Genomic DNA, 25,875 nt, shown 5'->3' with positions numbered 1-25,875 from the left:
GCGTGACGGCGGGGCTAGGGGATGGTCCGCACGACGGTCGTGTCGGGAGATTCGGTGTCCTGGGTGTTGTTGAAGGTGTTGTCCGGGCCGCAGCCGCGGCTGGCGCAGCCGGGGCCGTTGGCCGTCGCGGCGCTCTGGTTGGTGACGAGCGCCTGGATGACGGCGCGCGTGGGGCGGCCCTTCGGGTTCACCACCTCGCCGATGGCGATGACCCAGACCTGGTTGTTGCTGTCCTGCGCGTTGCCGAGCGCGTCGTCGTTGTCGTCGCGCACGAAGACGCGGTAGCGGACGTTGTTCTGCAGCGGGTACTCGACGTAGGGGTCGTTGTCCGCGGCGGCCTTCTCCGACGCGGGCATCGCGCCCGGCGTCAGGCTCAGGTAGTTCCAGCCGCCCGCGCCCGTGCCGGGGAGGACCTCCAGCCAGGGCGGGTTGGCGCCCGCCAGGCCCACGTCCGCGGCGGCCGCGCCGGAGAGGGCGGCGAGCGTCGCGGTGTACGTGGAGTCACCCAACCCGCGTCGCAGCCGCAATGCCTCGCGCCCCTCCGCCAGTCCCGCCTCCGCCGCGAAGAACGCCTCCTTCTGCCGGCGCACATCGGATTGCGTGTCCGCCTCGCGGCTCACCACGCGGTAGCTCAGGAGGACCGCCATCGTCACGACGGCTACGACTCCCAGTGCGACGAGGAGGGTGAAGCCTTGGTCCGCCCTCTTCCGGGTTGTGGGTCGACGCATCTCGAACTCCTGTGAGCACCCCCACCCCGGGGAGGGATGGAACTGTCGTGCAATCAGCAATGCCTGTGCCCGCAGCGACAGGCAGGTAAACCCCGAGAATCCCAGCGGTGCGGGCTCGCGAAGTTCCAGGGGTGGGGTGGGTTCTACCTCGCAAACAGTGCGGGGTGCAGTTTCTTGCGGGGTTCAGGAATGACCACGCGCGGGTGGGATGATGCGAGGTGTCGTCGCGCCTCGAGCGCGTCGGGACACCCTCACCGTGCGTGTTCGTGTTCCCGCAGGCGGTCCACCAGGGCCTGCATGCGCTGGTGATGCGAGCCGGCCCAGAAGACACGTCGGCAATCCGGGCACTGCTGGAAGCGGGAGTGGCGCTCCGTGACGCCCGCGGGCACGCGGTCCACCACCTCCTGCGGGGTGGCGGTGGTCAGCGGGGCGTTGCAGGCGATGCAGCGGGAGAAGGGGCGCATGCGAGACGTCAGCGCGTAGCGGCGCACCAGCTCGACCAACTGCTCCGCGGGGTCCGTCTCCCGAGGGAAGTAGCCGTGGACGACCTCGCCCCGCTTGAGCACGCCCAGGTCCCGCGAGAGCACCACGCGCTCCTCCGTGGAGGACAGCCGGGCCAGCTCCGCGTCCGCGAAGTCGTTGCGCCACAAGGTGTCGAAGCCGAGCATCCGGAGGAAGCCAGCGAGTCGCCCCAACCCCACGTCGAGGACGAAACGCGGCATGTCGGGCAAGGGCGGACCGACTCGTACCGTTGGGTCTTCCTCGAACGGATGACGGGCCGGATACGCGTCCACTCGGGAACCCGGGTGGACCCGATGGGCGAAGCCCACCGCGTGGCCGTCCACCTGGACCACGTCGAGCTCCGGATGTGGGGGACCCACCGACTCGAGGAGGTCCTTCACGGAAGGTGTCCCCTGGAGCGGAACCACCAACGGAGCGCCGCGCTCGCGGGGCGGGAGGAAGTCGTTCAGTGCGCCATGCAACTGGACCGTCACCACCGCGTCGTGCCCCCGCTCCCGGCTCACCACGTTCCTCCGCATCCCTGGTCCGCGTGACGATGCGCGTTACGCGGTTGTGGCACTGCGTCACCAATCCTTCACAGCTGTAAACATACGATTCAGCGGCAAGTCACAGGACTGTTTCAATCTTGCAGCCTATACTCGCGCGGTCTTCGGCGTACCGGCGCTGGCGGACATCTCCCTCTGAATCGACTCCTACGGAAGCAAGGACTCAGGCCTGCGCGTATGAAGAAGACCCTTTCCTACCTCGTGGGGGCGTTGTCGGCTCTCATGATCCTCGTCCTCGCGTGTGGCGACTCGGACTCGCCGCCGCCCATTCCGTCACCGCAGGATGACGGTGGTGTCCTCTGGGCGGAGTGTGATCCGGCGAGCGACGCGGGTGGGTGCGGGGCCGCGGAGACGTGCGTCCACATCGAGGCCTACGAGCACTCCGTCTGCGTGTGGGCGTGCGACGCGAAGGGCGAGTGCGGGCACCCCGAGGCGGAGTGCTGCCCGTTCGGTGACTCGGACGGCGGGGTGGCCAACTACTGCATCCCGGTGGGCACCTGCGCCCGCGCGGACGGCGGCGCGGATGGCGGCGAGTCCGACGGCGGCGAGGTCACCGACGGTGGCTCCACGACTGACGGTGGCTCGACGACCGACGACGGTGGCTCGACGACGGATGACGGTGGCTCGACGACCGACGACGGTGGTGTCGTCACGGACGGCGGTTCGACGACGGATGGTGGCGTCGTCACGGACGGTGGCACGACGACCGACGGCGGTTCGACGACCGATGGTGGGAGCACGACGGACGGCGGCTCCACGACGGACGGCGGCTCCACGACGGACGGCGGCTCCACGACGGACGGTGGTTCGACGACCGATGGTGGGAGCACGACGGACGGCGGCACGACGACGGACGGCGGCACGACGACGGACGGTGGCGTCGTCACGGACGGTGGCACGACGACGGACGGCGGCACGACGACGGACGGTGGCACGACGACAGACGGTGGCGTCGTCACGGACGGTGGCACGACGACGGACGGCGGCACGACGACGGATGGTGGCGTCGTCACGGACGGTGGTTCGACGACCGATGGTGGCACGACGACCGATGGTGGCACGACGACCGACGGTGGCACGACGACCGATGGTGGGAGCACGACGGACGGTGGCACGACGGACGGCGGCACGACGGACGGTGGCTCGCAGACCGACGCCGGGACCGACGCGGGCACGGATGCCGGCACGGACGGTGGCACCGGCACGGGCAGCTACACGAACATCCGCATCATGGCGGCCAACCTCTCCAGCGGGAATGGCCAGGACTACGACCTGGGCCACGGCATCCGCCTGATGCAGGGCGTGAAGCCCGACGTGGTGCTCGTCCAGGAGTTCAACTACCTGAACAACTCCGCGTCGGACATCGGCTCGATGGTCAACCAGGTTGGCCAGGGCTTCTCGTACTACCGCGAGTCGGGCGCGCAGATCCCCAACGGCATCATCAGCCGCTGGCCCATCATCCAGTCCGGTGAGTGGAAGGACCCGGAGGTCGACAACCGCGACTTCGCCTGGGCGCGCATCGACATCCCCGGGCCGCGTGACCTCTGGGCCGTGAGCGTGCACCTGCTCACCCGCAACGCGTCCACGCGCAACACCGAGGCGAACGCCATCCTCAACTACATCCGCGCGCAGGTCCCCGAGGGCGACTACCTGGTCATCGGCGGCGACTTCAACACGGACAGCCGCACGGAGAGCTGCTTCAACACCTTCAAGAACGTGGTCGTCACCACCGCGCCGTACCCGGCGGACAAGAACGGCAACGTCAACACCAACGCCGGCCGCAACAAGCCCTACGACCATGTGCTGGTGGACGAGGACCTGAACCAGTACCGGCAGTCCACCGTCATCGGGAACAGCACGTTCCCGGGCGGCCTGGTGCTCGACAGCCGCGTGTACACGCCCATCTCGGAGATCTCCCCGGCCCAGACGAACGACAGCGGCGCCTCCCAGATGCAGCACATGGGCATCGTGAAGGACTTCCGCGTCCCGGCCTTCTGAGGTCGGGCGTCGTGCTTCACCCCGTGGCGGCCCGGATGGGTCGGGCCGCCGCGGTGCTCACATGCTCCACTTGTGCTTGTTGCGCTCGATGAAGCGGTGGATCGGAGGAATCCGGGCCACCAGTGGCGTGAGCAGGAACACCGCGGCCAGCCGCAGGGGCTTGACCACCTGGGTCAGCGCGTAGGCCGCGGCCCACGTCCCTGCCTGGGCACCCGTGCTCTCCGGCCGGAAGCCGAGCTTGATGGCCACGTAGAAGCCACCCAGCACCAGCCCGAAGATGGCGTAGTGCACCACGAACGCCAGCGGGCCGTACTCCAGCAGCAGGTTCTTGAAGCGCGCCATCAACGACGGCTTCTCGGCCTTCGCGGTGGAGGTCGGGGCGGGTGGGGGCGTGTCGGAGACAGAAGGATTCACGTCCGGCTCAACAGGCGGCATGTCCGCACCATGCCCCAAACGAGCGCTGGCCGGGAGACAGAGCGGCCATGCGGTTCACCGCCGGGTGGGCTCTCCGGGTTGTCAGGCCTCGGGGGGGCGGGTTAGAGGACACGGACGCGTCATGAAAGCCTCCATTCGCCTCCTCGTCCTCGTGGCCACCACGGTGCTCCTCGCCGACCAGGTGACCAAATATCTGGCTGTGTCCCGGTTGACGGATGCCCTGGACGGCAGGGAGGGCCTGTCGCGGGTGACGGGCTACTTCTCCGAACAGAATCTGGACAATGACCCGATGACGGAGGGCAACACGCGTCGCGTGACCCGGCCGCATCGCTTCATCGAGGACTACTGGCACTTCCGCTACGTGGAGAACCCGGGCGCCGCCTGGGGCCTCTTCGCGGACCTGCCGGAGAGCGTGCGCCGCGCCTTCTTCCACGTCGTCAGCCTGGCGGCGCTGGGCTTCATCTTCTTCATGTACCGCCGCACGGAGCCCGGCCAGAAGCTGGTGCGCGTGGCGCTCGCGCTCATCACCGGCGGGGCGCTGGGCAACTTCACGGATCGGCTCATCCGCGGCTACGTCATCGACTTCATCGACTGGCACTGGCGCAACCAGCCGGGCATGCGCTGGCCCACCTTCAACGTGGCCGACGCGGCCATCTGCGTGGGCGTGGCCTTCATGCTGCTGGACTCCCTCAAGGTGCGCCGCCCGGACCCCGTTCCGGCGCCCCTCAAGGAGAGCCCCAATCCGTGACGGGTGGGGGGCTCGTGGTGTAAGCCCCGAGCCGTGCCTCGCAAATACGTCATCCTCGTCGCCGTCGCCCTGGCCGTCATCGCCCTGGACCAGTGGACGAAGTACCTCGTCGTCCGCGAGCTGACCACGCAGATGGATGGCCAGGAGACGCTGGGCGGCCGCATCGGCGCCATGGTGGGGGAGCCTCCCGCCCAGGGCTTCGACGGGCTGCACTACCGCCCGCGCCGCCACATCGAGGTCGCCGACTCCTTCCTCCGCCTGCGCTACGCGGAGAACCCGGGCGCCGCCTGGGGCCTGTTCCGGAGCCTCTCCCCCGAGACGCGGGGGCCCCTGTTCCACGTCGTGAGCCTGGGCGCGGTGCTCCTCATCGTCTTCTACTTCCGCAAGCTGTCCGGCTCCGACCCGGCGGAGAAGTGGGCGCTGTGGGGCCTGCCGCTGGTGCTCGGTGGCGCGCTGGGCAACTACATCGACCGGCTGGCGCGCGGCTTCGTCATCGACTTCATCGAGGCGCACTGGTTCGACAAGGCGACGTGGCCGTCCTTCAACATCGCGGACTCGGCCATCTGTGTCGGCGTGGGCCTGCTCGTCATCGACGCCTTCGTCCGCAAGGAGAAGCCGGTGGAGAAGCCCGCGGCGCAGGACGCCACCAAGGGCTGACGCTCGTCCTCCTGGAGGCCCGCCGGGCGGATGCCAGGGTCCGCGTGGAGGCCTCCGCGGCTTGTCCCGCCGCGCGGCGCGGGTAGCCTTCGCGTGGCGCAGCCCCTCCCGTCTCCGTCCGGCAGGTCCCCATGCTCCCCATCCTCTTCCGCTTCACCTTCACCACCCTCTGGACGCAGCTCCTGCTGTTCGTCCTCATGGGAGGGCTGGTGGGCTACATCACCTTCAACGGCTGGCGCACGGCCGTGGGGGAGAAGGACCCGAAGACGGGCGTGCGGCGGGCGGTGTCCCGGCAGGACCGGCTGTGGCGCGCGGCCTACTACGGCGCCAGCGGCCTGGCGCTCGCGGCCTTCGGCATGTGGTACGCGCTCCCTCCGGACGTGTTCCCCGGTGGCAAGGGCGAGGGCTTCCCCCTGCACACCTACGGCGTGCTGCTCGCGGGGGGCTTCATCTCCGCGGTGACGGTGGCGTCCCGGCTGGCGCAGGACGAGTGGCGCAAGCTTGCGTGGGTGGAGGGCCAGTGGGTGGACACGGAGGGGCCCCGCAAGCGCGAGCAGGTGATGGACCTGGCCTTCTGGGCGCTCGTGGGCGGCATCCTCGGCAGCAGGTTCCTGTTCGTGGTCGTCAACTGGAAGGACTACGCGAAGGACTGGACGCAGGTGTTCTCGCTGGCCGGCGGGCTCGTCTTCTACGGAGGCCTCGTCGGCGCCGCGGTGGCGGCGTGGCTGTTCGCGCGCAGCCAGCACATCGACTTCTGGCGCCTGGCGGATGTGTGCATCCCCACCGTGTCCCTGGGGCAATGCCTGGGCCGGCTGGGGTGCTTCAGTGCGGGCTGCTGCTGGGGGGACGTGGCCCCGGCGGACTCGGGGCTGGCCGTCCACTTCCCGGGCCCCGGCCTGTCGCAGGACCTGCTGGGCCGGGCGGGGGCGGGCCCGAGCGCCGCGTACGCCTCGCAGGCGGACCTCCTGAACCCGGCGCGCTACGTGGTGGAGGCCACCGGCGAGGTGTTCAGCCAGGCCGTCCCGGGCGCGGTGCGCATGTCGGACTGGGTGCTGCAGCACGGGCACACCCTGGGGGTCTACCCCACCCAGCTCTTCGAGTCCCTGGGTCAGATGGCCCTCTTCCTGGGGCTCCTGTACGCGCGCCGCTACCGCCGCTTCCACGGCCACATCCTCGCCCTGTGGCTGATGGCCTACGCGGTGCTGCGCAGCACGGTGGAATTGTTCCGTGGCGACAACGAGCGGGGCACCCTGCACGGCCTGCTCGAGACGCTGGGGGGCTCCCGGCTAGCGGAGTCGGTGCCGATGGAGGCCTGGTTCAACGTGTCCACCAGCCAGTTCATCTCCCTGTGCATGTTCACCATTGGAGCGGTGCTGCTCTACCAGAAGGGTCGCAGGGGGGCGGGCGAGGTGGCGGGCGGCCTGGGGCCCACACCGACGGCGGCGTGAGGTTGATCCCCGCGCGCGGGTTGGGGACACTCTGAGGTGTCATGCCGCCCCCCGACGCCCGACAGTCCGCCGCAAGGTCCTCCGCAGGAAAGCCGCAAGGGGATGCCAGCTCCAGCGAGGCCGTCCTCCAGGAATGCGAGTCGCTGGAGGCGGACCTCGCCGTCCTCCGCAACCTCTTCGAGCAGTACTTCCTGGGCAACGAGCGGCACCCGCCCTCCAAGGCCCATGACGACTTCAAGAAGCGGGTGAACCGGCTCAAGAGCTCGTTCATCCGCAGCACCGCCGCGAAGTTCCGCGTCGGCAGCATCCACAGCAAGTACCTCACGTACGAGCGGCTGTGGGCGCGCACGCTGCAGGAGATCGAAGCGGGCACCTACAAGCGCGACCTGTTCAAGGCCCGTCGTCGCGCGGAGGTGCGCGGCCCCTCGAGCAAGGACGGCAAGAAGGGCGTGGTGGAGCTGCCGGAGGACATCTCCGACATGGACTTCGAGGAGGTGGAGGAGATGGTCCGCCCCCGTCCGGTCAACGAGCCGCCGCTGGCCGCGGGCGCTCCGTCCTCGACGCAGTCGCCGCAGGCCCCCCGGAGCACGCCCGCCGTCACGCCCGTGCCGGCGGCCGTGGCGCCCGCCGTGAAGCCCGCGTCCACGGGTGTCCCGGGCATCGCGCCCGTGGTTCCGCCGGGAGTGGCGCCGCGCGCGGGGGGGCCCGCGGTGGCGCCGGTGCCGGGGACGCCCTCGAAGGGCTTGCCCACGGTGACTCCGCCCCTGGCGGGGGCCGCGCCCTCGCGCCCCGCGGTGCCTCCGGTGAGCGTGGCGAAGCCGGCCGCGTCGACGGTGCCTCCCGCGCGCCCCGCCTCCGTGCCGCCAGTGGCCGCGTCGGCGCCCAAGCCTCCCGCCACCGGGAACAGCGGCATGTCCGACGACAAGCTGCGGGCCGTGTACGACGCCTACGTCACCGCGAAGCGGCGCTGCCAGGAGGACACGTCGAAGATGTCCTACGAGTCGGTGGCCGCCACGCTGCGCAAGCAGGTGCCGGAGCTGCTCAAGCAGCACAACGCGAAGGCGGTGGAGTTCAAGGTCGTCATCAAGGACGGCAAGGCCTCGCTCAAGGCCGTGCCGAAGTAGGCGCGGCATGAATCACGACCTGAAGTCACTCGAGGCGCGGGTGGCGCGGCTGTCGGTGATGATTTTCGACATCGACGGGACGCTCACGGACGGGCGCATCTTCTGGGTGCCTGGCTCCGGCTGGACGCAGATGTACAGCGTGCGCGACGGCATGGGCATCAAGCGCCTCCAGGAGGCGGGCCTCGAGGTGGCCGCCATCTCCGGGGGTGACAGCCTGTCCGCGCAGATGCGGATGCAGTCGCTGGGCATCAAGCACGTGCACTTCGGCAGCCAGGACAAGGTGGCGCACTTCGAGCGCCTGCTGACGCTGCTGAACGTGTCCGCGGAGAATTGCGGCTACATGGGGGACGAGGTCGTGGACCTGCCCTTGCTGAAGGCCGTGGGCTTCTCGGCCGCGCCGCCGGAAGCACCCGACGAGGTGCGTGCCCAGGTCCACTACGTCGCGCAGAAGGCCGCGGGTTTCGGCGCCGCGCGCGAGGTGTGTGAGTTCATCCTGCGTCACCGGCGGTAGCGCGCGGATGACCTCAGGCGCGCTGTCCGACGCGGACGCGCGAGGGCCCTCCTCCCGGAGACAGGGGCTGCTCGCGCGTCGGTGACCTCCTCGCAGGAGCGCCAGGTCCATCTGTCTCGAGCCAGGACCTGGCGTTCGACACACAGGGGCGTCTCAGAGGGCGCGGGCGCGTCGACGACGGGCGAGGCCCAGCACCGCGAGCACGAGCCCCGGCGCGCCGAGTCCACCCGCCACACCGCAGCCGCCGTTGCCCTGGCTCCCCTCGTTGCCGTCGTCGCCGCGAAGTCCCTCGAGGGACACGGTGAACGGGGTCTCCGCCTTGCCGCCGTCGTCGTCCGCCACCTGGACCTTCACTTCGTGATTGCCCGTGCCCAGGTCCTTGGGGTCGAGCGAGTACACACCCGCGGCGGAGACGACGCCCGGCCCGGAGCGCAGGCTCCACGTCAGCGGGTCGCGCGCTCCCGCCGGGTCGGTGGCGGTGAGCTTCAGCTCCAGCACCTTGCCGGCGGACACCTGCTGACGGGGCACCGGGGCGATGACGGGCGGCAGGTTGCGGATGTGATAGCGCTTCTGCTGCTTCGTGTTCAGTCCGGTGGCGTGGGTGGCGGTCAACGTCACGGTGTACTCACCGCTGTCCGCGAAGACGTGGGACGGCTGCGCCTCGGTGGACGTGGTCCCATCTCCGAAGTCCCACTGGTAGGCGACGGTCCCCGCGCCCTCGCCCGTCACGGTGGTCTCGAACTTCACCGGCGCGCCCTCGTCACCCTCCAGCGTGCCCGTCCAGCGCACGGACGGCACCGCGCTCGACACGGTGATTCGCACCGTGGCCGTCTTGGATGCGACCTGTCCGTCACGGACGTCGAAGGTGAAGGACGTCTCACCGGTGAAGCCCGCCGTCGGGACGAAGACGAGGTGAGGCGGAGTGCCGACGAGGGTGCCGTTCGCGGGTGCCTGGACGATGCGGTACTCGAGGTCGTCCCCGTCCGCGTCCGTCCCCTGGAGGGTGATGGCACCACCGCCCAGGCCGAGCGTCACGCTCTGGCCCAGGGCGACGGGCGCGTCATTCACCGGACGCACCGTCACGAAGATGCTCCGCGACACCGACAGGGACGGCGTCCCGTCGTCCTTCAGCGTGAGGATGACCTCCGCCGTCCCGTGGGCGTTGCGCTTGAGGTTGAAGCGGACCACCGCCCGTCCGTTCGCGATGCCGCCGTGGGAGACGCTCTCCACCACGTCCGTGTTGTTGGAGGTGCCGGTCAGGGTCAGCGTCTGGGTCGACTCGTTCGCCGGCCCCGCCGCCACGCCCGTGATGGAGGAGGTCTGCACCGAGTCGTCCTCGTCGAACGTCAGTTGCTCGGGCGTGGTCATCGTCGGCGGGTCGTTCACCGGCTCCACGCGCAGGGTGATGGTGGCGGGCAGGGACGTGCCCACCTGTGTCAGCGCGAGGAAGGTGAACGTGGTCGTCCCGTTCCAGTCCGCGACTGGCGTGAAGACGGCGGTGCTGCCGGACGACTGCACCGTCCCGCTGGACGCGGGCGGCAGGGTGACGAGCGAGAACGTGGGCGTCGTGCCGCTGAAGTCCGTCGCGGTGAGCTGGAAGGAGATGGGCGTGTCCTCGGGCGTCGGAACCGTGGCGTCGTTCGCGCGGGGCGGCTCCGCCGTCACCACCTTCCGGGCCCGCAGGCGTTGCGCGCTGATGCCCGGGCTCGCGTCCAGATAGGACGTCACGCCGAGGAAGGACCCGTCTCCGGTCGACGCCAGCCCCACCGCGCTGAAGTCGTCGCGGTGGTACTCCTGGGCGGGTCGCGAGGCGAAGAGCCTGAAGGGCGACGCATCGAACACGCCACCCGCGCGGGTGACGCGGCTCACCACGACGTCCGGCAACTCCGTCGACGACTTGAAGGATTTCCAGGCGGCCGTGTAGACGGTGCCGTCCCACGCGAGGGCGGTGCGCGGCTCGCTCGAGGCCTTCCCGAGGAGCGGCGTCGTGCTCGCGACCTGACCCGTGGACGAGATGGCGACCGCGCGGATGTCCAACGGCACCGACGTCCCCTGCGAATAGAGGGCGAGGAAGTCCACGCCGTTGCTGGCCACCTTCGGGTGGTTCCCCGAGCCCGCCACGTCGATGCGGCTGCCCTGCGCGGCCCCCTGCGTGTCGAAGCGCTGCGCGCGCACGCCGCCATCCTCCTCCCACGCCACCAGGTACTGGGACGGGGTGTTCGTGACGGTGACGTGGGTGCCGGCGTCCGACGGCAGCGAGCCGAGCGTCACCACGCCGCCGTCACCCTGGACCAGCCGCGCCTGGACGCCGACGTACGAGCCCGTGGCCCAGGCGACGAGGGAGCCGGACGACGCCAGCTTGTTCCCCGTGTTCCCGAGGGTGAGCGGGACGGAGTCCACCCACTGTCCGGACGAGGAGACGCGGCGTGCCCGCACCACGGCGCCGTTGCTGGTGGTGTACTCCACCCACGCGACCATCCAGTCCGTGCCGTTCCAGGACACGGTGGGGTAGTGCTCGTCGGACACGGCCGAGGCGATGACGATGCCCGTCGGGTCCAGCACCTCGCCCGTCTTGCTGAGCCGCGCGCCGTACAGGTCGGTGAGGTTGCTCACGTGCTTGCGGGTGTCGCGCCACGTGAGGAAATAGCCGTCGGCGTTGGCCGCCACGGAGGGCTCCAGTTGCGAGTTGGCGCTGAGGCCCAGCTCCCTCGCCACCGTGTTGCTCTCCAGGGGGCGGCCGAGCGCGTCGCGCCCGCCCTGGGTCAGCTTGCGGGTCCACACCACCATGCTCCCGGTCTCGTTGGCGGCGATGCGGGGCGTGTCGTGGAACTGGCCGGTCTGCGACGAGGAGAGCGTCTTGATGGCGCTGACGCCTCCGTCGGCGGGCTGCACCCACGCGCCCACCACGTCCGTGTAGACCGTGCTGTGGTTGCGCGTGTTCGACCAGACGACGCCATAGGCACCCTGGCTGGGCACCCAGGTGATGTCGGGGTGCTCCTGCGCCTTGCTGCTGGTCACGGTGTAATAGGTGGTGCCGCCGTCCGCGTGCTGGATGAGGCCGCTGATGCGCTCGCTGTCCTTTCCGTAGTTCGTGCCGTACTGGTACACGAGCGCGTACTGGTCGCCGTGGGTCGCGACCGCCGGATAGCGTGGCTGGTTGTCCATGTTGCCGGAGACCAGTCGGGTGCGCGTGCCCACCAGCTCACCGTTCGCGTCCAGCAGCATGGACCGCATGTCGTCCGCCGCCTGGGTGTAGACCACGCGGAACGAGCCGCCCACGGCGGTGACGGCGGCCTCCAGGACGGAGACGGAGTTCTCCGACAGCAGCTTCGGGGCCATCACCACGGTGCCCGTGGGCGAGAACACCAGCCCGAAGAGCGCGCCAGCGGAGTCGGGGCCGACGCCGGGCGCCGTCCACGTCAGCAGGAAGTTCGTCCCGTTGAAGGCGAGGTCGGGAACGCGCTGCCCGCCCCGGGGCGCGCTGGGGAACGCGATGGGCGTGGTGTCCAGGACGACGCCTTCCGGAGAGACCCGCACCATGCCGTCCGGGCACGCGAGGACGTAGTTGCCCCCGCCGAAGCTCGCCACGTGGGCGCTGCATCGGCTCGTCGGAATCTTGAAGCCGCCGACATCCAGCACCGTGCCCTGGGCGGACACCCGCGTCGCGATGTTCTCCGTGAAGCCGCTGCGCGTGTCGAACCACACCACGAGGAAGTTCGTCCCGTCGGTGGCGACGATGGGCGAGTGCTGGTCCGCCGGCTCCACCGACACCACGGGCTGGTCGATGCCGAACTCCGGGGAGAGCACGGGGTCGAGCACGGCCGGGAAGGCGCTCTCGTTCAACGTGTCCTCCGACACGGTGAGCACGATGGCGCCGTCCTGGAACCTCGGGACCACCCGGGTCCGCTTCCCCGTCGCGTCGATCCACGTGCCCAGGCCGTAGCGCAGGCTCGCGCCCAGCCGCTCGTCGGTGAAGTGGAGGCCGGTGCTCGTCGCCGCCTGGTATGCCAGACCCCGCACGGGGATCCGCACGGTGAGCGGCCCGCTGCCGGGGGGCGGCGCGGAGAAATGCCAGGACTGCTCCACGCCCGCGGCGCTGTTCTGGAAGTGCTCCTCCACCACGCCGCGCTGGACGCGGAGGGTGCCGTCAGGGGACACGGCGCTCTGGGGCGCGGCGAGGCGCATCGCGCGCGGGCCTCGCTGGAGGATCGGCGCGCCGAGCGTCAGCGAGCCCCGGTGCGCGTCCGCGGGCGCGACGCGATAGGCCAACGGGGTGACGGTGAGCCGCCCGTCGTCATGGTGCACCCGGTAGGTCCGGTGCCCGCCCGAGAACCCGTCGCCCTCGGGACGGAACGAGTACTGGACCTTCTCGATGACCTCCCGCGGCGTGAAGGGCAGTGGGTTCGCTGGAGCGGGCGTGGGCGCGGGAGTGCTGGCGGTGAGCAGCGCCAGGAGCGGAAGCAGACCAAGGGGGGCCATGTCGTGAGGGCTCCTCACCGGAGCGCCCTTCGGGGCGGACCGGGGGATGGCTCGGCGGGGGTGCGCCGTGAGGGGGGCGGGGGAATTCGACGAAAATTGAAACTCAGTTGCTCATGACTTGAGATGGCGGGTGCCGCGGGACACGGAGAGGGGACGTTCCTGGGGGAGGAGCGGAGGGGACCCGGGCCGTGGCCGAGTACTGCGGTGCTGCGTCACCCGGAGAACGCGTGGGGGCGTGTGTTGTCGCGCGGCATGCCGCGGCGCGAGTCCTCGAGCCGGGGCCGGCGTCGTGGAAAATTCCGAGTGCCCGGGACCCTCACTGTTCACCACGCGATGGGGCGCCGAAATCGGGGAAAACGGCCGAGCGGACGCGCCCGCGTGGAGGCAGCGAAGGCGTGCGGTACATGCCCATGACGGGCGAGGAGACACCTGCATGCACTGGCTCGCGTTTGGATACCGCTTCACCCGCTCCGCTGTTCTCGGTCTGAGTGTCGTCGTGTGTCTGGGGTTCGCGGTGGCGCTGTTGCTGCCCGCCCAGGCCGAGGCCCAGGAGGCGAACCCCTGTCCCTTCACCGGAGTGCTGTGCCTGTTCGACGGGCCGGACTACACCGGTGCGGTCTGGAACGTCATGGCGTGGCCGCCGGGCACTTCGACGTGCGTGGGGCTTCCGGAGCATGGCTGGGCGGACCGTGCCGTCTCCGCCATCAACCGGGGCGCGCAGGTCGCGGCGCTGTACCCGGGCGACAGTTGCTCGGGGGAGCCGCTGCTCATCGGCGCCGGAGGTTCGGTGAGCCCGCTCCCGTTCGCGCCGCGGAGCGTCTACGTCTACTGAGTCGCTCTGGCGTGACCTGCTCGCGCCGGACAGGGGTGGTGCCTGTCCGGCGTGGGTGGGGTGACCTGGTGGGTGACCTCCACGGAGGTCCAGGTGACCCTGGAGGGTGGTGGGGGCGGTGGCAGGAGGGGGGCACGCGTGGGAGGGCGCATCCGGAGCGCCGTGGCGGGACGCGGCGCAACCACATGGCGCGACTCGGATTTCTCGGGGGAGGCGCGGCCGTGGACGCCGCGAAGCGTTGCCTCCTGAAAAGTCGACCTGGGGGGTTCCCCGCACGGGTTGTCGCGTGGTGGGGGCCTCCCTAGCTTGGGGTTCGCGCAGCGGTCCGTCGGACGGCGCGAGACACGCGGGAGGCGACGTGGGGATGCAGAGGTGGCTCGGGCTGTCGGTGGTGGTGGTGGGCCTCTCGTTGGGCACGGGGTGCTCGACGCCCTCGGACGAGTACCAGGAGCGGCTCGCGGCGTTGGAGGCGGAGGCCCAGCAGATGGACGCCGCGCTGGACTCCGTCGAGGAGCGGCTCCTCGGCAGCCAGGCCATGCTCCAGACGTGGCAGGAGCTGGGGCGTCGTCACCAGCAGGTGACGGAGCTGCATTGCCAGTCGTCGGACGCGCACATGCTCGCGCGCATGAAGCACTACGAGAAGATGGAGGAGCGCGGGCGCCAGCTTCGCCGCCGCAGCAGCGTGGCCGCGGTGGACTCCACGGTGCTCACCTCCGGCAAGTCGCCCAAGCACCCGCAGGGCGCGAACTGACGCGGCGTCACACGCTCATGCGCTCCCGGAAGCGCTGGGACTGACGGCGCGACATCTCCACCTCCTGGCCTCCGCGCAGGCGCGCCACCAGCGTGCCGCCGGGGCCGGGCTCCAGGGACTCGACGAAGTCGAGGTTGAGGAGGTGCTGACGGCTGGCGCGGAAGAAGCGCGTCGGGTCCAGCTTCTCCTCCAGTTGGCTCAGCGAGCGCAGCAGCAGCGGCTGGTGTCCCTCCAGGTGCAGCCGCGCGTAGTTGCCCTCGGAGCTGATGAGCGGCACCTGGGACAGGTTCACCAACCAGCAGCGCTCGCCGTCGCGCACGAAGACGCGCTCCAGGGGCGCGCCCGTCGTGGCCGTGGGCGCTCGCGTGGCGGGGTTGCGCTGGCGGACGCGCTCCAGGGCCTCGGCCAGGCGGGGCGGCTCGATGGGCTTGAGCAGGTAGTCGAGCGCGTTCACCGCGAAGGCGCGCACGGCATGCGCGTCGTAGGCCGTGGTGAAGATGACGTCGGGGGGCTCGTCGAGCCGCGTGAGCACGTCGAAGCCGCTGCCTCCGGGCATCTGGATGTCGAGCAGCAGCAGGTCCGGGCCGAGCGCCTCCACCTGGCGACAGGCGTCGTCCACGTGGGTGGCCTCTCCGACGATGTCCACGTCCGGGTGGGCCGCGAGCAGGCGGCGGAGCTCGGCGCGGGCCAGCCGCTCGTCGTCGACGATGAGGACTCTCATGGGGGCAGGGGGATGCGGACGCGCGCGGTGGTCGTCGCGGCCTGGGTCTGGTCGAGCTGGAGGGAGGCGTTCGCGCCGCACAGCAGGCGCAGCCGCTCGCTCGCGTTGTGGAGCCCCACGCCGCCGGAGTGGGGGGCGGGAGGCGTGGAGGTGGGCGCGGCCGTGTTGGCGACCTCCAGGCAGAGGATGCCCTCGCGCACCTGGGCGGAGAGCGACACCTCGCCGCCCTCGGGCATGCGCGCGATGCCGTGCTTGATGGCGTTCTCCACCAGCGTCTGCACCAGCATCGCGGGCACGGGGACGCCGAGCGTGTCGGGGGCCACGTCCTCGCGCACCCGCAGGCGTTCATCGAGGCGCACGCCCTCGAGGCTGAGGTAGTCGCGCACCACCTGCAGCTCGTGCTCGAGCGGCACCGTCTCCGGACCGCGGGAGGCGAGCGCGTAGCGCAGGAGCGAGGACAGGCGGGTCACGACCTCCTGCGCGCGCAGGGGGTCCTCGGTGATGAGGGCGCGGGTGCTGTTGAGGCAGTTGAAGAGGAAGTGGGGCTGGAGCTGGGCCTTGAGGAAGCGCAGCTCCGCGGACTGTGCGGCGGCCTCCAGCTTCCAGCGCTCCAGCTCCACGGTCCGCGTGTGCCGGAGGGAGTGCACGGTGCAGTAGATGAGCAGCCAGATGAGCATCACCAGCGCCCAGATGATGAAGGGATAGACGAACCCCAGGAGCCGGATGGGCGGACGCGTGGGCGCGAGCAGGTAGGGGGGCAGGAAGGCCAGGAGGGTCTGCAGGGCGCCCAGCCCCAGCGACGCGCCGAGGATGTGTGCGCCGAGGGCGCGCGGAGGCAGGCGCACCCACTCGCGAGGCTTCAGCCACGCGCGGGCGCCGTGGGTGACGAGCAGCCCGCACAGAGAGGCGAAGCAGGCCCAGACGGCGACCGCCAGGAGTGGCGCCCCTCCGCTCATGCCGGGGTTCACCAGGAAGAGGAGGAGGTTCGTCAGGGCATAGAACGACCACCCTCCCCACTGACAGGCCGCGTAGACCCAGGTGTGTCGTGACGTCATCGGGGCTCCGGCGCTCGATGCGCCACGCGAGTCCAGCACAGTCAGCGCTGCGGCTCCACGGGGGGGCTGGCGAGGAAGGTGTCGAGCATCCGGAAGAAGTCCTGGGGCGCGTCCCACATGATGAAGTGCCGGGCCGTGTCGTGGAGCTCGACGCGCGCGGTGGACAGCCGCTGGTACTGGCCGCGGTAGACGGCCTCCACCGCTTCACGGGGAACGCGACCCTTGAGGCCGGACCACGAGCCGACCACGAAGGTGGGCGCGGTGATGCGCGACAGCTCCGGACGCAGGTCGGTGGTGCTCAGCTCGTAGTAGGCCTGGGCCAGGGTCTCCGGGTCCGAGTCCGCGCCCCAGCGCGCGGCGATGTCCACCTTGTCGGAGTCGGTGATGGCGCCGCGCAGGTAGTTGCGGGACTGGAGGGCGCGCTGCTCCACGGTCTGCATGCGCAGCATCGTGCGGAACTGCTCGGCCTGGGGGCGCGCGCTCTCGGCGGTGGCGCTGGGGTCCATGGACGCGGGCAGGAAGGGCAGGCTGTCCACGATGAACAGGCCGCCCACCAGCTCCGGTGCGTCGGCCGCGAGCCCGAGCGCCACCACGCCGCCCAGGCTGTGCCCGACGATGATGGGCTTCTCCAGGCCCTGCTCGCGGATGTAGTCCGCGAGCGCGCGGCGCACGGTGGGCAGGAAGGGGGCGGGGATGGCGGGCTGCCCGGCGAAGCCCGCGAGCGTGAAGACATGGCAGTCGTAGTGGCCCTGGAGGTGGGCGAGCGTCTCGTCCCACACCTCGCCGGACGAGGCGAGGCCGGGGATGAACAGCACCGGGCGCCCCTGGCCGGAGCGCTTCACCTGGAACGGGCGCGTGGGGGTGGAGGCATTCGCGCCGGCGGAGGTGGTGGCGCAGCCGGTGACGAGCGCCAGGGCGACGAGCGCGGCGAGCAGGGGAACGCGACGCATGGAGGACTCCCTCGGAAAGAGGCCTCACCGGGATGGCGAGGCCTGGACGAGCGAGGGACAAGGTACGGGGCCCGCGCGAGCGCACCCCGGATACTCCATGAGCGGTCCGTGGACGGGATGAGCGGCGCGCCGGCGAGTCAGGTCGCCTCCTGGTGGCGCAGCGCCTGTCGGACCTCCATGAGGATGCGGCCGAGCCTGTTCGCGCCCCGGCCGTCGCCACCGTCACCCCAGAAGTCGTCATTCGCGGTGTGCTCGACGAGCCGTGCCTCGCCCGTCGCGAGCAGGAGGCGCGCGAGGTCCAGGTGCTGCGCGAACTTCGCGTGGACCGCCTCGCGCATGACGGAGACCTTGATGGAGTCCCAATCGCGTCGGAGCTTGCGCCGCCGGTCCCGTCCCAGGCGCGCCGCGAGCATGGGCGTTCGCGCCCGGCGCACCTCCTCCTGGTCGCGTCGGTCCTCGAACTTCTTCGCCTGGAAGTAGTGCTCGCTCGTGGGCCACGTCCGCCCCTCCAACCGGATGGGGTAGGGCGCGAAGTTCGAGCACCAGCCGTGGTCGTCGGTGACGCTGTAGAACGTGATGACGTCGGGTGGCATCGGCGGCTCGCGAAGGGAGAGGTCGCTGGGTGACGCGGCCGAGGGGGCTCGCTGACGCGCTGTGTCCCCCGGCGCGGTCCCCTCACGTGGGGTGCGGCGGGTACTTCATGACACGCTTGCTTTCCTGCTTTGGTGGTGCTCGTGGCGCGTCCCGAGGGTGGGACTGGGCAGGCGGGCATGCTCACCGTTCCGTGACGTCCTGGATGAATCCAGGTAGAACCGCCGTCGTGAGACGCACCGCGCACGCCATGCTCGCCGCCGTCGGGGCGGGTCTTCTGGGCTGCAACGACCTGGAGGTCTGCGGCTCCACGTCCAAGGACATCACCCAGGGCGATGGGAGCGTGTACCGGTGTGTCACCGCCGAGGACTGTCCGCGCACCGCGCGGGTCAACGTGTGCGTGACGGACGTCTCGCCCATCGCCGAGTGCGTGAGCTGCGAGGACTCTCGCTGCATCACCGTCATTCCGGAGCAGTGCTAGTGAGGGCCCTCCGGTTCGCGCTCGTCGCGCTGGCCCTGGCTGGCGCGGGTTGCCGCGACAAGCCGGTGGACCACCTCCAGCGCGCCCGTGACGCCACCTTCGAGAAGCGGCCCGACGAGGCGCTCGTCGAGTACCGCAAGGCCTTCGACATGCTCCGGCACGACAGCACGCCGGAGGCGCTCGTGCTCCGGGCCCGCGCGCTCAAGGGCGCCGCCGACGTGTACTGGCTGGAGCAGCGCAAGGTGAAGGAGGCCGTGGGCGTCTACCGCGAGCTCATCCAGCAGTGCCCCGAGTCCCCCGAGGCGCTCGAGGCCCGCATCATCCTCGCGGAGCTGTTGCGCGTGTACTACCGCGACCTGCGCGGCTCCATCGACCAGCTCACCGCCGCCCTCCAGCGCAACCCGCCCCAGGGCGCGGAGCTGCACTACCAGGTGGCCAAGCTGTACTTCGAGCTGGGCGACTATCAGCAGTGCGAGCTGGAGACGCGCCGCCTCATCGAGCGCTTCGCCACCAGCTCCTACGTGGACGACAGCCTGTTCCTCCAGGCCCAGGCCATCTCGATGATCGAAGGCCGCCGCCAGGAGGCCTCGCGCACCTACGCCGACCTGCGCGCCCGCTTCCCGGACTCCGAGCTGGCGCCCTACGCCCTCTTCGAGATGGGCAAGCTGCGCTCCGACGCCGGTGAGCACGAGAAGGCCATCGAGACCTGGGTCGAGACGCTGAAGACACACCCGGACCCGTCGCTGGTCCAGGACTACATCGCCCGCGCGCGCAAGCGCATCGCCAACACCACGGCGGAGGGTGTGGGCCAGCGCGAGGTGGCGTTCGACCGTGCCCGCCCCGCGCGCTCCTCGCTGGAGGCCGTGGGTGGCCGTCCCGAGGAAGCCGCGCACGAGCACGACTGACCGTCGTCGCCCGGCCTAACCGGCCACGTCCAGCGCCGCCTCCATCAGCGGCGCGGCCACCGTCGGGTCATCCGCGTCCGCCACCAGCAGCACGTGGACGCGGCCCTGCTCCACCCAGGCGTCCACGCCTTCCAGCTTCACCTTCGCGTCCACTCCGTCGAGGAACATGGGCGTGCCATCCGGCGCCAGCACGCCGATGGCCGAGCCCGCCACCGCGCCGTCCGCGTACGCGTCGCGCGTGTCCTCGGCCGCCGCGGTGAACACGAGCCGGCCATCCGGCAGGGGCGAGGCATCCGTGAAGGACAGGCGTATTCCGCCGGCCCGTCCCAGCTCCCAGCGTCGCGTGGTGCGCAGCACCTCCGGCCCCAGCGCGCCCACCTCCACCGCGCGCAGCACCCGCTCGCGGTCCAGGTCCACGAGCGCGTCCACGCCCGCGTCACCGTTGCCGCGCTGGAGCAGCCGCAGCCGGCCGCCCACCACCGCCGCGCCCTCGATGTTCAGCGAGCCGAACTCGCGCGCGAGCTGGAGGTACAGCGCCGAGCAATCCACCGTGCGGGCGGGACCGGAGAGTGTCCCGGACGCGTCCAGCGGGAGCAGCGCGCCCCGCATCCGCGTCGGCGTGGAGCCGGAGGGCAGCGCGAGCAACGCGCCATGGGGGGCTCCGCCCAGTGGGCCCAGGAGACACAGCACCTCCAGATCCGGCTTGGCCGCCTTGCGAGCCGAGGCCTCCTCCGGCAGCTCGCCCGGGAACAGCCGCACCTGCCGTCCCGGGGCGTCGCCGCGCGCGGGGAACACCGCCAGGTGCAGCGAGTCGTCCGCGACGACGTAGAGCCAGTCCCCGGCGCGCACCAGCCCGCTGGCGGCGGAGACGTGCGCGGGACGTCCGGGGGCTTCCGGAGCCTCCAGGGTGAGGGTGCGCCGAAGGGTGGTGCGAATCATGGCCGGACCTCCCGAGTGGGACGCGGCGGGCGCGGGGCCTTCCGCCTCAGAGCAGCGTCCCCTGCAACAACAAGCTGGCGACGGTGAAGTAGATGACCACGCCGCTGACATCCACCAGCGTGGCCACGAAGGGCGCGGACGCGCTCGCGGGGTCGAAGCCGAAGCGCCGCAGCACCAGGGGCAGCATGGAGCCGGCCAGGGTGCCGAACGTCACCACGCCCACCACGGACAGCGCCACCGCGACGCCCAGCAGGAAGGCGTGCTCCCCGTAGGCGCCGGAGACGGACTGCCACACCAGGATGCGCCCCAGGCCCACCACGCCCAGCACGATGCCCAGCACCAGCCCGGACGCCACCTCGCGCCGGGCCACGCGCCACCAGTCCTTCAGCCGCATCTCGCCCAGGGCCAGCGCGCGGATGATGAGCGTGGAGGCCTGGCTCCCGGAGTTGCCACCCGAAGAGATGATGAGCGGCACGAAGAGGCTGAGCACCACCGCGCGCTCGATGGCGCCCTCGAAGCTGCCCATGGCGGTGGCGGTGAGCATCTGCCCGAGGAAGAGCACCAGCAGCCAGCCGATGCGCTTCTTGAGCATGCCGAAGAAGCCCACCTCGAAGTAGGGCGCCTCCAGGGCCTCCATGCCGCCGACCTTCTGGATGTCCTCGGTGGCCTCCTCCTGGACGACGTCGACGATGTCGTCCACCGTGACGATGCCCTTCATCCGCCCCGCCTCGTCGAGCACGGGCAGGGCCATGAAGCCATGCTCGGTGAAGAGCTGGCTGACGATCTCCTGGTCCGTGTTCTCCGCCACGGTGATGACGTCGTGTTGCATGACGTCCGCCACCCGCTTGTCGCTGGCGGCCTGGAACAACTGGCGCAGGGAGAGCACGCCCTGCAGGCGCTGCTCCGCGTCCAGCGCGTACGCGTAGTAGACGGTCTCCACCCGCTCGCGCGCCTGCTTGCGCAGATAGCCGATGGCCTCGTCGATGGTCATGTCCGGCCGCACGCGCGCGAAGCGCGGGTTCATCAGGCCGCCCGCGTCGTCCTCCGCGTAGGCCAGCAGCACGTTGACCTCGCGCCGGCTGGCATCGTCCAACTGGGCCAGGATGGGCTCGGCCTGCTCGGGCTCCACCGCCTGCACCAGGTCCGCCAGGTCGTCCGGCGGCAACAGCCGCACCCACGTCCGGCGCTCGGCGGGAGGCAGGTGGAGGATGAGCTCGGCCTGCTCGCGCGCGGACAGGCCGAGGAAGAAGTCGTCCGCCACCGCGGATGGCAGGAGCCGGAAGCCCTCCAGGCGCTCGTCGATGGAGAGCACCGGCCACGCTTCATGGAGTTCTTCCATGGAAAGCGAGGCGCTGGGAGGGCTGTCCATCATCGGCTCACCTCGGGCGGGCTGGGGTCGACGCGTCTTGGGGCGCGGGCCTCTCTACACCCGCGCGATGGACACGGCGAGAGGCAGGCAACCACCGCCCCGCGCTTTTTCCGAAGCGGTCACCGCGCTCGGGCTCGCGCACTGGCCGTGTGGGCTCCAAGAGAGTGTCCCAGGCCCGGCGCCCGAGGTCGTCAGTGGGGTGTCTGCGTATACACGACCGTGGACCCGCCGTTCTGTCGGGCGTCGCCGCCCCAGTAGAAGCGGGTGGAGGTGACGCGGGCGCCCTCGGACGGAGGAAGGGTGGGGGGCAACAGCTCCAGCCCCAGCGCGAGGCGTCCGGGCAACTGGCGCGGCAGCGAGGCCGTGGCGAGGTTGCGGGGGAACGTCAGCACGGTGGGCACGACGAAGCCCGCGCGCAGGGGGGCGTCGGGCACCTCGAGCGAGGGGTCGAGGATGAGCGAGCCGTACTCCACGAGCCAGCCATCCTCGAGGCCCCAGCGGTGGAGCATCCGCCCCTCCAGGGACGAGCCCAGTCGGGTGCCCACCTGGGTCCAGAGGATGCCCTCCTCGAGGCCGGCCGGCCGGCCCCTGAGGGACTGGCAGGTCTCCTGTGCGAAGGCGTACGCCCCCTGTGCGTCGAGCTCGAAGGGACAGATATCGCTGCGGTCCCCCGAGGAGAGGCTGACCGTCAACACCCGTCGCTCGGACGCGCGCACCAGCAGGCCCCGGGCGTTGTCGGCGCCGAAGGTGCCCGCCGCCCCCGTGGGCTGCTGCCACGGCGTCGGAGGGGACATGGTGAGCACGCCGTCGGCGGTGAACACGAAGCGGACGAGCATGTCGGTGGTCAGGACGACCAGCTCGGTCTCGGTGGCGAGCCGGGCCTGGATGTTGTCGAGCGGGGCCTGGGGACTCTGCAGCACGGACCCCGTCAACTCGAGGTCGGTGCCGGTGCCCGTGTCCTTGAAGCGCCGCACGCGCCCGTCCCCCACCACCCAGACGATGTCCCCTGCCACCGCCACGTCCGGCGGGACGCTGGAGGACCCCAGCTTCTGGGCCCGGCCCGTGGGCTCGCGCAGGGCGACACCGTCACACAGCCACAGCCCGCGCGCGGTGCGGTCCAATTGGGTGCACCGGGGCAGCGACAGGGTGACGGGCGTCTCCGTGCCACTCCAGGGCTCCGACGCGTAGAGGCCGAACTGCTGGATGCCGCCCACCGGGGAGAATGCGAGGAGGACATGGTGCCGTCCCACCAGGGCCGGCTTGAACCGGACGGTGGCGACCTGACTGGCCACGTCCATGGTGACGTCGGCGTCCACCAGGTGGTTGTCCGGGTCGTACACCTCCACCCGGGCGGTGTCGGGCGACTGCACCGTGCGCCCGCTGTCGCAGGTCAGCAGGCTCGAGGCGACATCCACCCGGACCGAGACCTCGCTATGGACGGGGAACACGGGGATGTCGAGCCGAGGTGTCAGCCCTGTGTCCACGCCACACAACGGCGGCAGCTCGTCGGAGGCACAGGCGAGGAGCGCGGCCAGGGGGGCCAGGATGAGGAGGGGGCGAGCGGTCTTCATCGGCGGTCATCCCTGACCTCCGAGCCCCTCCGGCAAGGGCGCTCGGCGGTACGGGCCTTCACCCGCCTCTTACTCCCAACCGGGGGGCCCGGTCAGCCCCCGATGGCAGCGGGTGTCGGCTCATGGATGCCTGGCCGGCCGTCCCCCCGGCCCGACATGTGACATGCGCCCGAAAAACAGACGCGGATATTCGAGCGTGTCAGGGCTGTGATTGAGGGCGCGTCATTTTCCGCTGAAAGGAGGCGGTGACCATGAACACGACGAACCTGCTGAGCCCGATGAATCCTGAGAACCTGAACGATCTTGTCAGCGGCATCGATGCGCTCGCGCCCGTCGCGCTGGCCGCCGCCCCTGCCCCCGCGCTTGCCCCGGCCCTGCTGGGAGATATCGCCGGTGGCGGTCCTCCGCCCGGAGCCTGACCTGACGCGCCCGTTCTCGAACGTGGCGCGGCATGCCAGGGGCCGGGCTCCCGAAAGGGGTCCCGGCCCTTCGCTTTTCCACCGGGCAGCACCACACGCAGCCGTGGCCGAGAGGCAAGGCACCTGAGCGCCACTCAGGACGACGCGGGTTCGACTCCCGCTGGCTGCTTCCTGTCGTTCCCGACGTGATTCATGGGGTCGTAGCTCAGCGGGAGAGCGCTCGGCTCGCATCCGAGAGGTCCCGGGTTCAATCCCCGGCGGCTCCACTTCAGCAAACGCAGTCGTTGTCTCGATGTCTGTCTTGAACGCCGCGGTGGCCCAACGGGTAGAGGCGCTGCACTCAGAATGCAGAGGTTGCGGGTTCGAATCCCGCTCGCGGCATGGTGGTCCAGTACGGGACGTAGCTCAGCTTGGAAGAGAGCGCGCGCTTGGGGTGCGCGAGGTCGCTGGTTCGAATCCAGTCGTCCCGACTCGTGGTGAAGCAGTGGATGTCTCCTGGATGTAGCTCAGTCTGGCCAGAGCGCACGGTTCGGATCCGTGAGGTCGCAGGTTCAAATCCTGTCATCCAGATGTGTCGTCGTTTCATGCTCCGGGATGCGATTGGATCGCAGCACGGCCGTCTACCGTGTGAACAGGGTTCGATTCCCTGTCGGAGCGCTTTAGGGTGCAGTAGTTACGGGTGGTTAGCGGCCTCCTCCTCTCGTGTTGCACGTATGTCGCATGCCGGAGCAACAGCGCGGTCCAAGACGCTGACCGCATCTCTTCGAGTGTCGGGGCTCAGGTGGGCGTAGCGCATCGTCATCTCGATGGTGGCGTGCCCCATCAGCTCCTGAATCACCTTCAGCGGAACACCCCTCATGGCGAGGTGGCTGCCGTAGGTGTGCCGCAGGTCGTGCCAGCCAATCTTCCCCTGCTCACGGGTGATGCCTGCCGCGTGGAGGACGCGACGAAGAGGAGATTCCATCTTTCCTCTCGTAAGGAGCTGCCCGTCCTCTTGGCAGAAGACGAACCGGCCCCGAAGGTGCCGATGGGCCTTGAGGGCATCAACCACCGATGCGGGCAGTTCGACAGCCCGTTCACGCCCGCCCTTCGGCAAGCCCTCTAGACCACGCCAGATAGACCGGCGGACGTGCAGCGTGCGGCGCGGCAAGTCCAGGTCACTCCACTGGAGACCGATTAGCTCCCCCTGCCGTAGCCCAGTCTTGAGGGCGACGAGCAAAATAGGACGCCACTCGGGCTCAGCGACGGCGACAAGCCTCTCGGCTTCCTCGAAGGTCAGGAAGTCGTAGGGCGGCTTCGGCAGCTTCCCGAAGAGCTTCACACGCGGAGCCTGCTGGATGACTCGCTGCTCCTCCGCGATGGCCAGCAGCTTGTGAAGCACCGTCAGGACGTTGTTGATGGTCTTCAAGCTCAGGTTCTTGGGCTCGACGTTCTGCCGCTCCCTCGTGCTGGCTTTTAGAGAAGCTTGTTTGTGGGCGCGCGCTGCCGACTTCTTCTTGCGCATGTGCGCCTTGAAGTCCTCGACCTCGGCAGGGCCGATGCTCGCGAGTGGCGACTTCCCAAAGAAGGGAAGGATGTGAAGCGCAAGAATCATCTTCTTACTGTCGACGCTTGAGTGTTTGTTGTTGTTCTCGCTGTAGACGAGGAAACGCGGGGTGAACTCCGCGAGCGTGATGGCGCTCTCCTCGCCGCACTTCTCCTTTCCGAAAGTCCCGTTGAGAAGGGCGTTGCGCAGTTCGCGTTCGTATTGCTCAGCACCCCGACGGGTCTGAACAGGCGAGAACTTCACGACTCGCTGTTTCCGTCCGTCCGCATGCTGGAACACGAAGTCCACTTGCCACGTCTCCTCTGACTTCCCGCTCTTCGTTGTCCACGTCCGCAATCTGACGCTCATTCTCGACCTCTAAGCGCAGAATCGCGGCCCTTCCCGGGGGTGGACTCTACCAGTGCCGCGCGACGGATGCGCAGTGCTTTCCCGATGCGAACAACCCCCGGCATCTGCCCCAGGCGAATCGACTCGTAGAGCGTCTTTCGGTTCACCCGGAGGATCGCCGCGGCTTCGTCGACGGTGAGGAACTCAGGAGGATGCATGGCGC

Annotated in this window: 24 protein-coding genes and 5 tRNA genes; 16 read left to right on the top strand and 13 right to left on the bottom strand. The window is 70.2% G+C overall.

All coding sequences use genetic code 11. The features are described 5' to 3' along the window. Positions 1–14 precede the first annotated feature (14 nt). Positions 15–647, bottom strand: coding sequence for a hypothetical protein (locus tag LZ198_RS09125; RefSeq protein WP_253971795.1), 633 nt, complete (start codon positions 645–647; stop codon positions 15–17). Positions 648–979: 332 nt separating this feature from the next. Then, the gene (locus tag LZ198_RS09120; RefSeq protein WP_253971511.1) at positions 980–1,753 is read right to left on the bottom strand and encodes a Mut7-C ubiquitin/RNAse domain-containing protein; all 774 of its coding nucleotides are present in this window, start codon (positions 1,751–1,753) and stop codon (positions 980–982) included. 219 nt (positions 1,754–1,972) lie between these two features. Between LZ198_RS09120 and LZ198_RS09115 the strand changes: the two genes are divergently transcribed. Beyond that, entirely contained in the window at positions 1,973–3,793 is a 1,821-nt protein-coding gene (locus LZ198_RS09115; RefSeq protein ID WP_253971510.1) for an endonuclease/exonuclease/phosphatase family protein, read from the top strand. Between the two features lie 57 nt (positions 3,794–3,850). On the opposite strand, the gene LZ198_RS09110 is transcribed toward LZ198_RS09115, so the two are convergent. After that, a complete protein-coding gene (locus LZ198_RS09110) occupies positions 3,851–4,207 on the bottom strand; it encodes an FAM210 family protein (RefSeq protein ID WP_253971509.1) in 357 nt (118 codons plus the stop codon). 142 nt (positions 4,208–4,349) lie between these two features. Here LZ198_RS09110 and lspA (LZ198_RS09105) point away from each other — a divergent pair, with 142 nt between their 5' ends. The 5 genes from lspA (LZ198_RS09105) to LZ198_RS09085 all read left to right on the top strand — a co-directional run bounded on the left by lspA (LZ198_RS09105) (position 4,350) and on the right by LZ198_RS09085 (position 8,716). After that, the gene (gene lspA, locus LZ198_RS09105) at positions 4,350–4,976 is read left to right on the top strand and encodes a signal peptidase II (RefSeq protein ID WP_253971508.1); all 627 of its coding nucleotides are present in this window, start codon (positions 4,350–4,352) and stop codon (positions 4,974–4,976) included. 33 nt (positions 4,977–5,009) lie between these two features. After that, positions 5,010–5,633, top strand: a complete 624-nt coding sequence (lspA, locus tag LZ198_RS09100; RefSeq protein WP_253971507.1) for a signal peptidase II — start codon at positions 5,010–5,012, stop codon at positions 5,631–5,633. 131 nt (positions 5,634–5,764) lie between these two features. Further along, on the top strand, positions 5,765–7,081 hold the full coding sequence (locus LZ198_RS09095) for a prolipoprotein diacylglyceryl transferase (RefSeq protein WP_253971506.1): 1,317 nt from the start codon (positions 5,765–5,767) through the stop codon (positions 7,079–7,081). Between the two features lie 41 nt (positions 7,082–7,122). Further along, positions 7,123–8,205 (top strand): MXAN_5187 C-terminal domain-containing protein, encoded by a 1,083-nt coding sequence (locus tag LZ198_RS09090; RefSeq protein WP_253971505.1) that lies wholly within the window; start codon positions 7,123–7,125, stop codon positions 8,203–8,205. A gap of 7 nt (positions 8,206–8,212) precedes the next feature. Continuing rightward, complete coding sequence (locus tag LZ198_RS09085; protein WP_253971504.1) at positions 8,213–8,716, top strand: KdsC family phosphatase; 504 nt, start codon at positions 8,213–8,215, stop codon at positions 8,714–8,716. Between the two features lie 153 nt (positions 8,717–8,869). Here the strand turns inward: LZ198_RS09085 and LZ198_RS09080 are convergent, their stop codons facing one another. After that, complete coding sequence (locus tag LZ198_RS09080; protein ID WP_253971503.1) at positions 8,870–13,195, bottom strand: tandem-95 repeat protein; 4,326 nt, start codon at positions 13,193–13,195, stop codon at positions 8,870–8,872. 433 nt (positions 13,196–13,628) lie between these two features. Between LZ198_RS09080 and LZ198_RS09075 the strand changes: the two genes are divergently transcribed. Both LZ198_RS09075 and LZ198_RS09070 read left to right on the top strand, forming a co-directional pair. Then, positions 13,629–14,027: a peptidase inhibitor family I36 protein gene (locus tag LZ198_RS09075; protein WP_253971502.1), complete on the top strand. Its 399-nt coding sequence runs from the start codon at positions 13,629–13,631 to the stop codon at positions 14,025–14,027. 364 nt (positions 14,028–14,391) lie between these two features. Further along, on the top strand, positions 14,392–14,778 hold the full coding sequence (locus LZ198_RS09070; RefSeq protein ID WP_256559394.1) for a hypothetical protein: 387 nt from the start codon (positions 14,392–14,394) through the stop codon (positions 14,776–14,778). A 7-nt stretch (positions 14,779–14,785) separates the two neighbouring features. Here LZ198_RS09070 and LZ198_RS09065 read toward each other — a convergent pair whose 3' ends face one another. From LZ198_RS09065 to LZ198_RS09050, 4 genes are all read right to left on the bottom strand, one after another. Beyond that, positions 14,786–15,499 carry a LytR/AlgR family response regulator transcription factor gene (locus LZ198_RS09065; protein WP_253971500.1) on the bottom strand — a complete coding sequence of 238 codons (714 nt, stop codon included), beginning with the start codon at positions 15,497–15,499 and terminating at the stop codon, positions 14,786–14,788. Then, a complete protein-coding gene (locus LZ198_RS09060; protein ID WP_253971499.1) occupies positions 15,496–16,554 on the bottom strand; it encodes a sensor histidine kinase in 1,059 nt (352 codons plus the stop codon). The genes LZ198_RS09065 and LZ198_RS09060 overlap by 4 nt, the downstream gene beginning before the upstream one ends. A gap of 41 nt (positions 16,555–16,595) precedes the next feature. Next, positions 16,596–17,504 carry an alpha/beta fold hydrolase gene (locus tag LZ198_RS09055; RefSeq protein WP_253971498.1) on the bottom strand — a complete coding sequence of 303 codons (909 nt, stop codon included), beginning with the start codon at positions 17,502–17,504 and terminating at the stop codon, positions 16,596–16,598. Positions 17,505–17,641: 137 nt separating this feature from the next. Further along, positions 17,642–18,097, bottom strand: a complete 456-nt coding sequence (locus LZ198_RS09050) for an NADAR family protein (RefSeq protein WP_253971497.1) — start codon at positions 18,095–18,097, stop codon at positions 17,642–17,644. Between the two features lie 227 nt (positions 18,098–18,324). On the opposite strand from LZ198_RS09050, the gene LZ198_RS09045 reads away from it, so the two are divergent. Both LZ198_RS09045 and LZ198_RS09040 read left to right on the top strand, forming a co-directional pair. Beyond that, positions 18,325–18,576, top strand: coding sequence for a hypothetical protein (locus tag LZ198_RS09045; RefSeq protein ID WP_407667391.1), 252 nt, complete (start codon positions 18,325–18,327; stop codon positions 18,574–18,576). Beyond that, entirely contained in the window at positions 18,576–19,481 is a 906-nt protein-coding gene (locus tag LZ198_RS09040; protein WP_253971495.1) for a tetratricopeptide repeat protein, read from the top strand. Before LZ198_RS09045 ends, LZ198_RS09040 begins: the two co-directional genes overlap by 1 nt. A gap of 15 nt (positions 19,482–19,496) precedes the next feature. On the opposite strand, the gene LZ198_RS09035 is transcribed toward LZ198_RS09040, so the two are convergent. The 3 genes from LZ198_RS09035 to LZ198_RS09025 form a co-directional block, all read right to left on the bottom strand. After that, positions 19,497–20,420, bottom strand: a complete 924-nt coding sequence (locus LZ198_RS09035; RefSeq protein ID WP_253971494.1) for a DUF6929 family protein — start codon at positions 20,418–20,420, stop codon at positions 19,497–19,499. Between the two features lie 46 nt (positions 20,421–20,466). Next, positions 20,467–21,792 (bottom strand): magnesium transporter, encoded by a 1,326-nt coding sequence (gene mgtE, locus LZ198_RS09030; protein ID WP_253971493.1) that lies wholly within the window; start codon positions 21,790–21,792, stop codon positions 20,467–20,469. A gap of 188 nt (positions 21,793–21,980) precedes the next feature. After that, entirely contained in the window at positions 21,981–23,360 is a 1,380-nt protein-coding gene (locus tag LZ198_RS09025) for a hypothetical protein (protein WP_253971492.1), read from the bottom strand. Positions 23,361–23,611: 251 nt separating this feature from the next. Here LZ198_RS09025 and LZ198_RS09020 point away from each other — a divergent pair, with 251 nt between their 5' ends. The 6 genes from LZ198_RS09020 to LZ198_RS08995 all read left to right on the top strand — a co-directional run bounded on the left by LZ198_RS09020 (position 23,612) and on the right by LZ198_RS08995 (position 24,349). Continuing rightward, positions 23,612–23,779, top strand: coding sequence for a hypothetical protein (locus LZ198_RS09020; RefSeq protein ID WP_253971491.1), 168 nt, complete (start codon positions 23,612–23,614; stop codon positions 23,777–23,779). A 97-nt stretch (positions 23,780–23,876) separates the two neighbouring features. Continuing rightward, a tRNA-Gly gene (locus LZ198_RS09015) sits at positions 23,877–23,948 on the top strand. A 25-nt stretch (positions 23,949–23,973) separates the two neighbouring features. Continuing rightward, positions 23,974–24,045 (top strand) — tRNA-Ala (locus LZ198_RS09010). Positions 24,046–24,086: 41 nt separating this feature from the next. After that, positions 24,087–24,160 (top strand) — tRNA-Leu (locus LZ198_RS09005). 13 nt (positions 24,161–24,173) lie between these two features. Beyond that, positions 24,174–24,249, top strand: a tRNA-Pro gene (locus LZ198_RS09000). A gap of 25 nt (positions 24,250–24,274) precedes the next feature. After that, positions 24,275–24,349 (top strand) — tRNA-Pro (locus tag LZ198_RS08995). Positions 24,350–24,452: 103 nt separating this feature from the next. On the opposite strand, the gene LZ198_RS08990 is transcribed toward LZ198_RS08995, so the two are convergent. Both LZ198_RS08990 and LZ198_RS08985 read right to left on the bottom strand, forming a co-directional pair. After that, positions 24,453–25,673, bottom strand: a complete 1,221-nt coding sequence (locus LZ198_RS08990) for a tyrosine-type recombinase/integrase (RefSeq protein ID WP_253971490.1) — start codon at positions 25,671–25,673, stop codon at positions 24,453–24,455. Beyond that, complete coding sequence (locus tag LZ198_RS08985; protein WP_253971489.1) at positions 25,670–25,870, bottom strand: helix-turn-helix domain-containing protein; 201 nt, start codon at positions 25,868–25,870, stop codon at positions 25,670–25,672. Before LZ198_RS08985 ends, LZ198_RS08990 begins: the two co-directional genes overlap by 4 nt. Positions 25,871–25,875 lie beyond the last annotated feature (5 nt).

It is taken from the genome of Myxococcus dinghuensis (assembly GCF_024198235.1).
GTDB classification, from domain to species: domain Bacteria; phylum Myxococcota; class Myxococcia; order Myxococcales; family Myxococcaceae; genus Myxococcus; species Myxococcus dinghuensis.
This window is presented reverse-complemented; position numbering and strand designations above follow the sequence as displayed.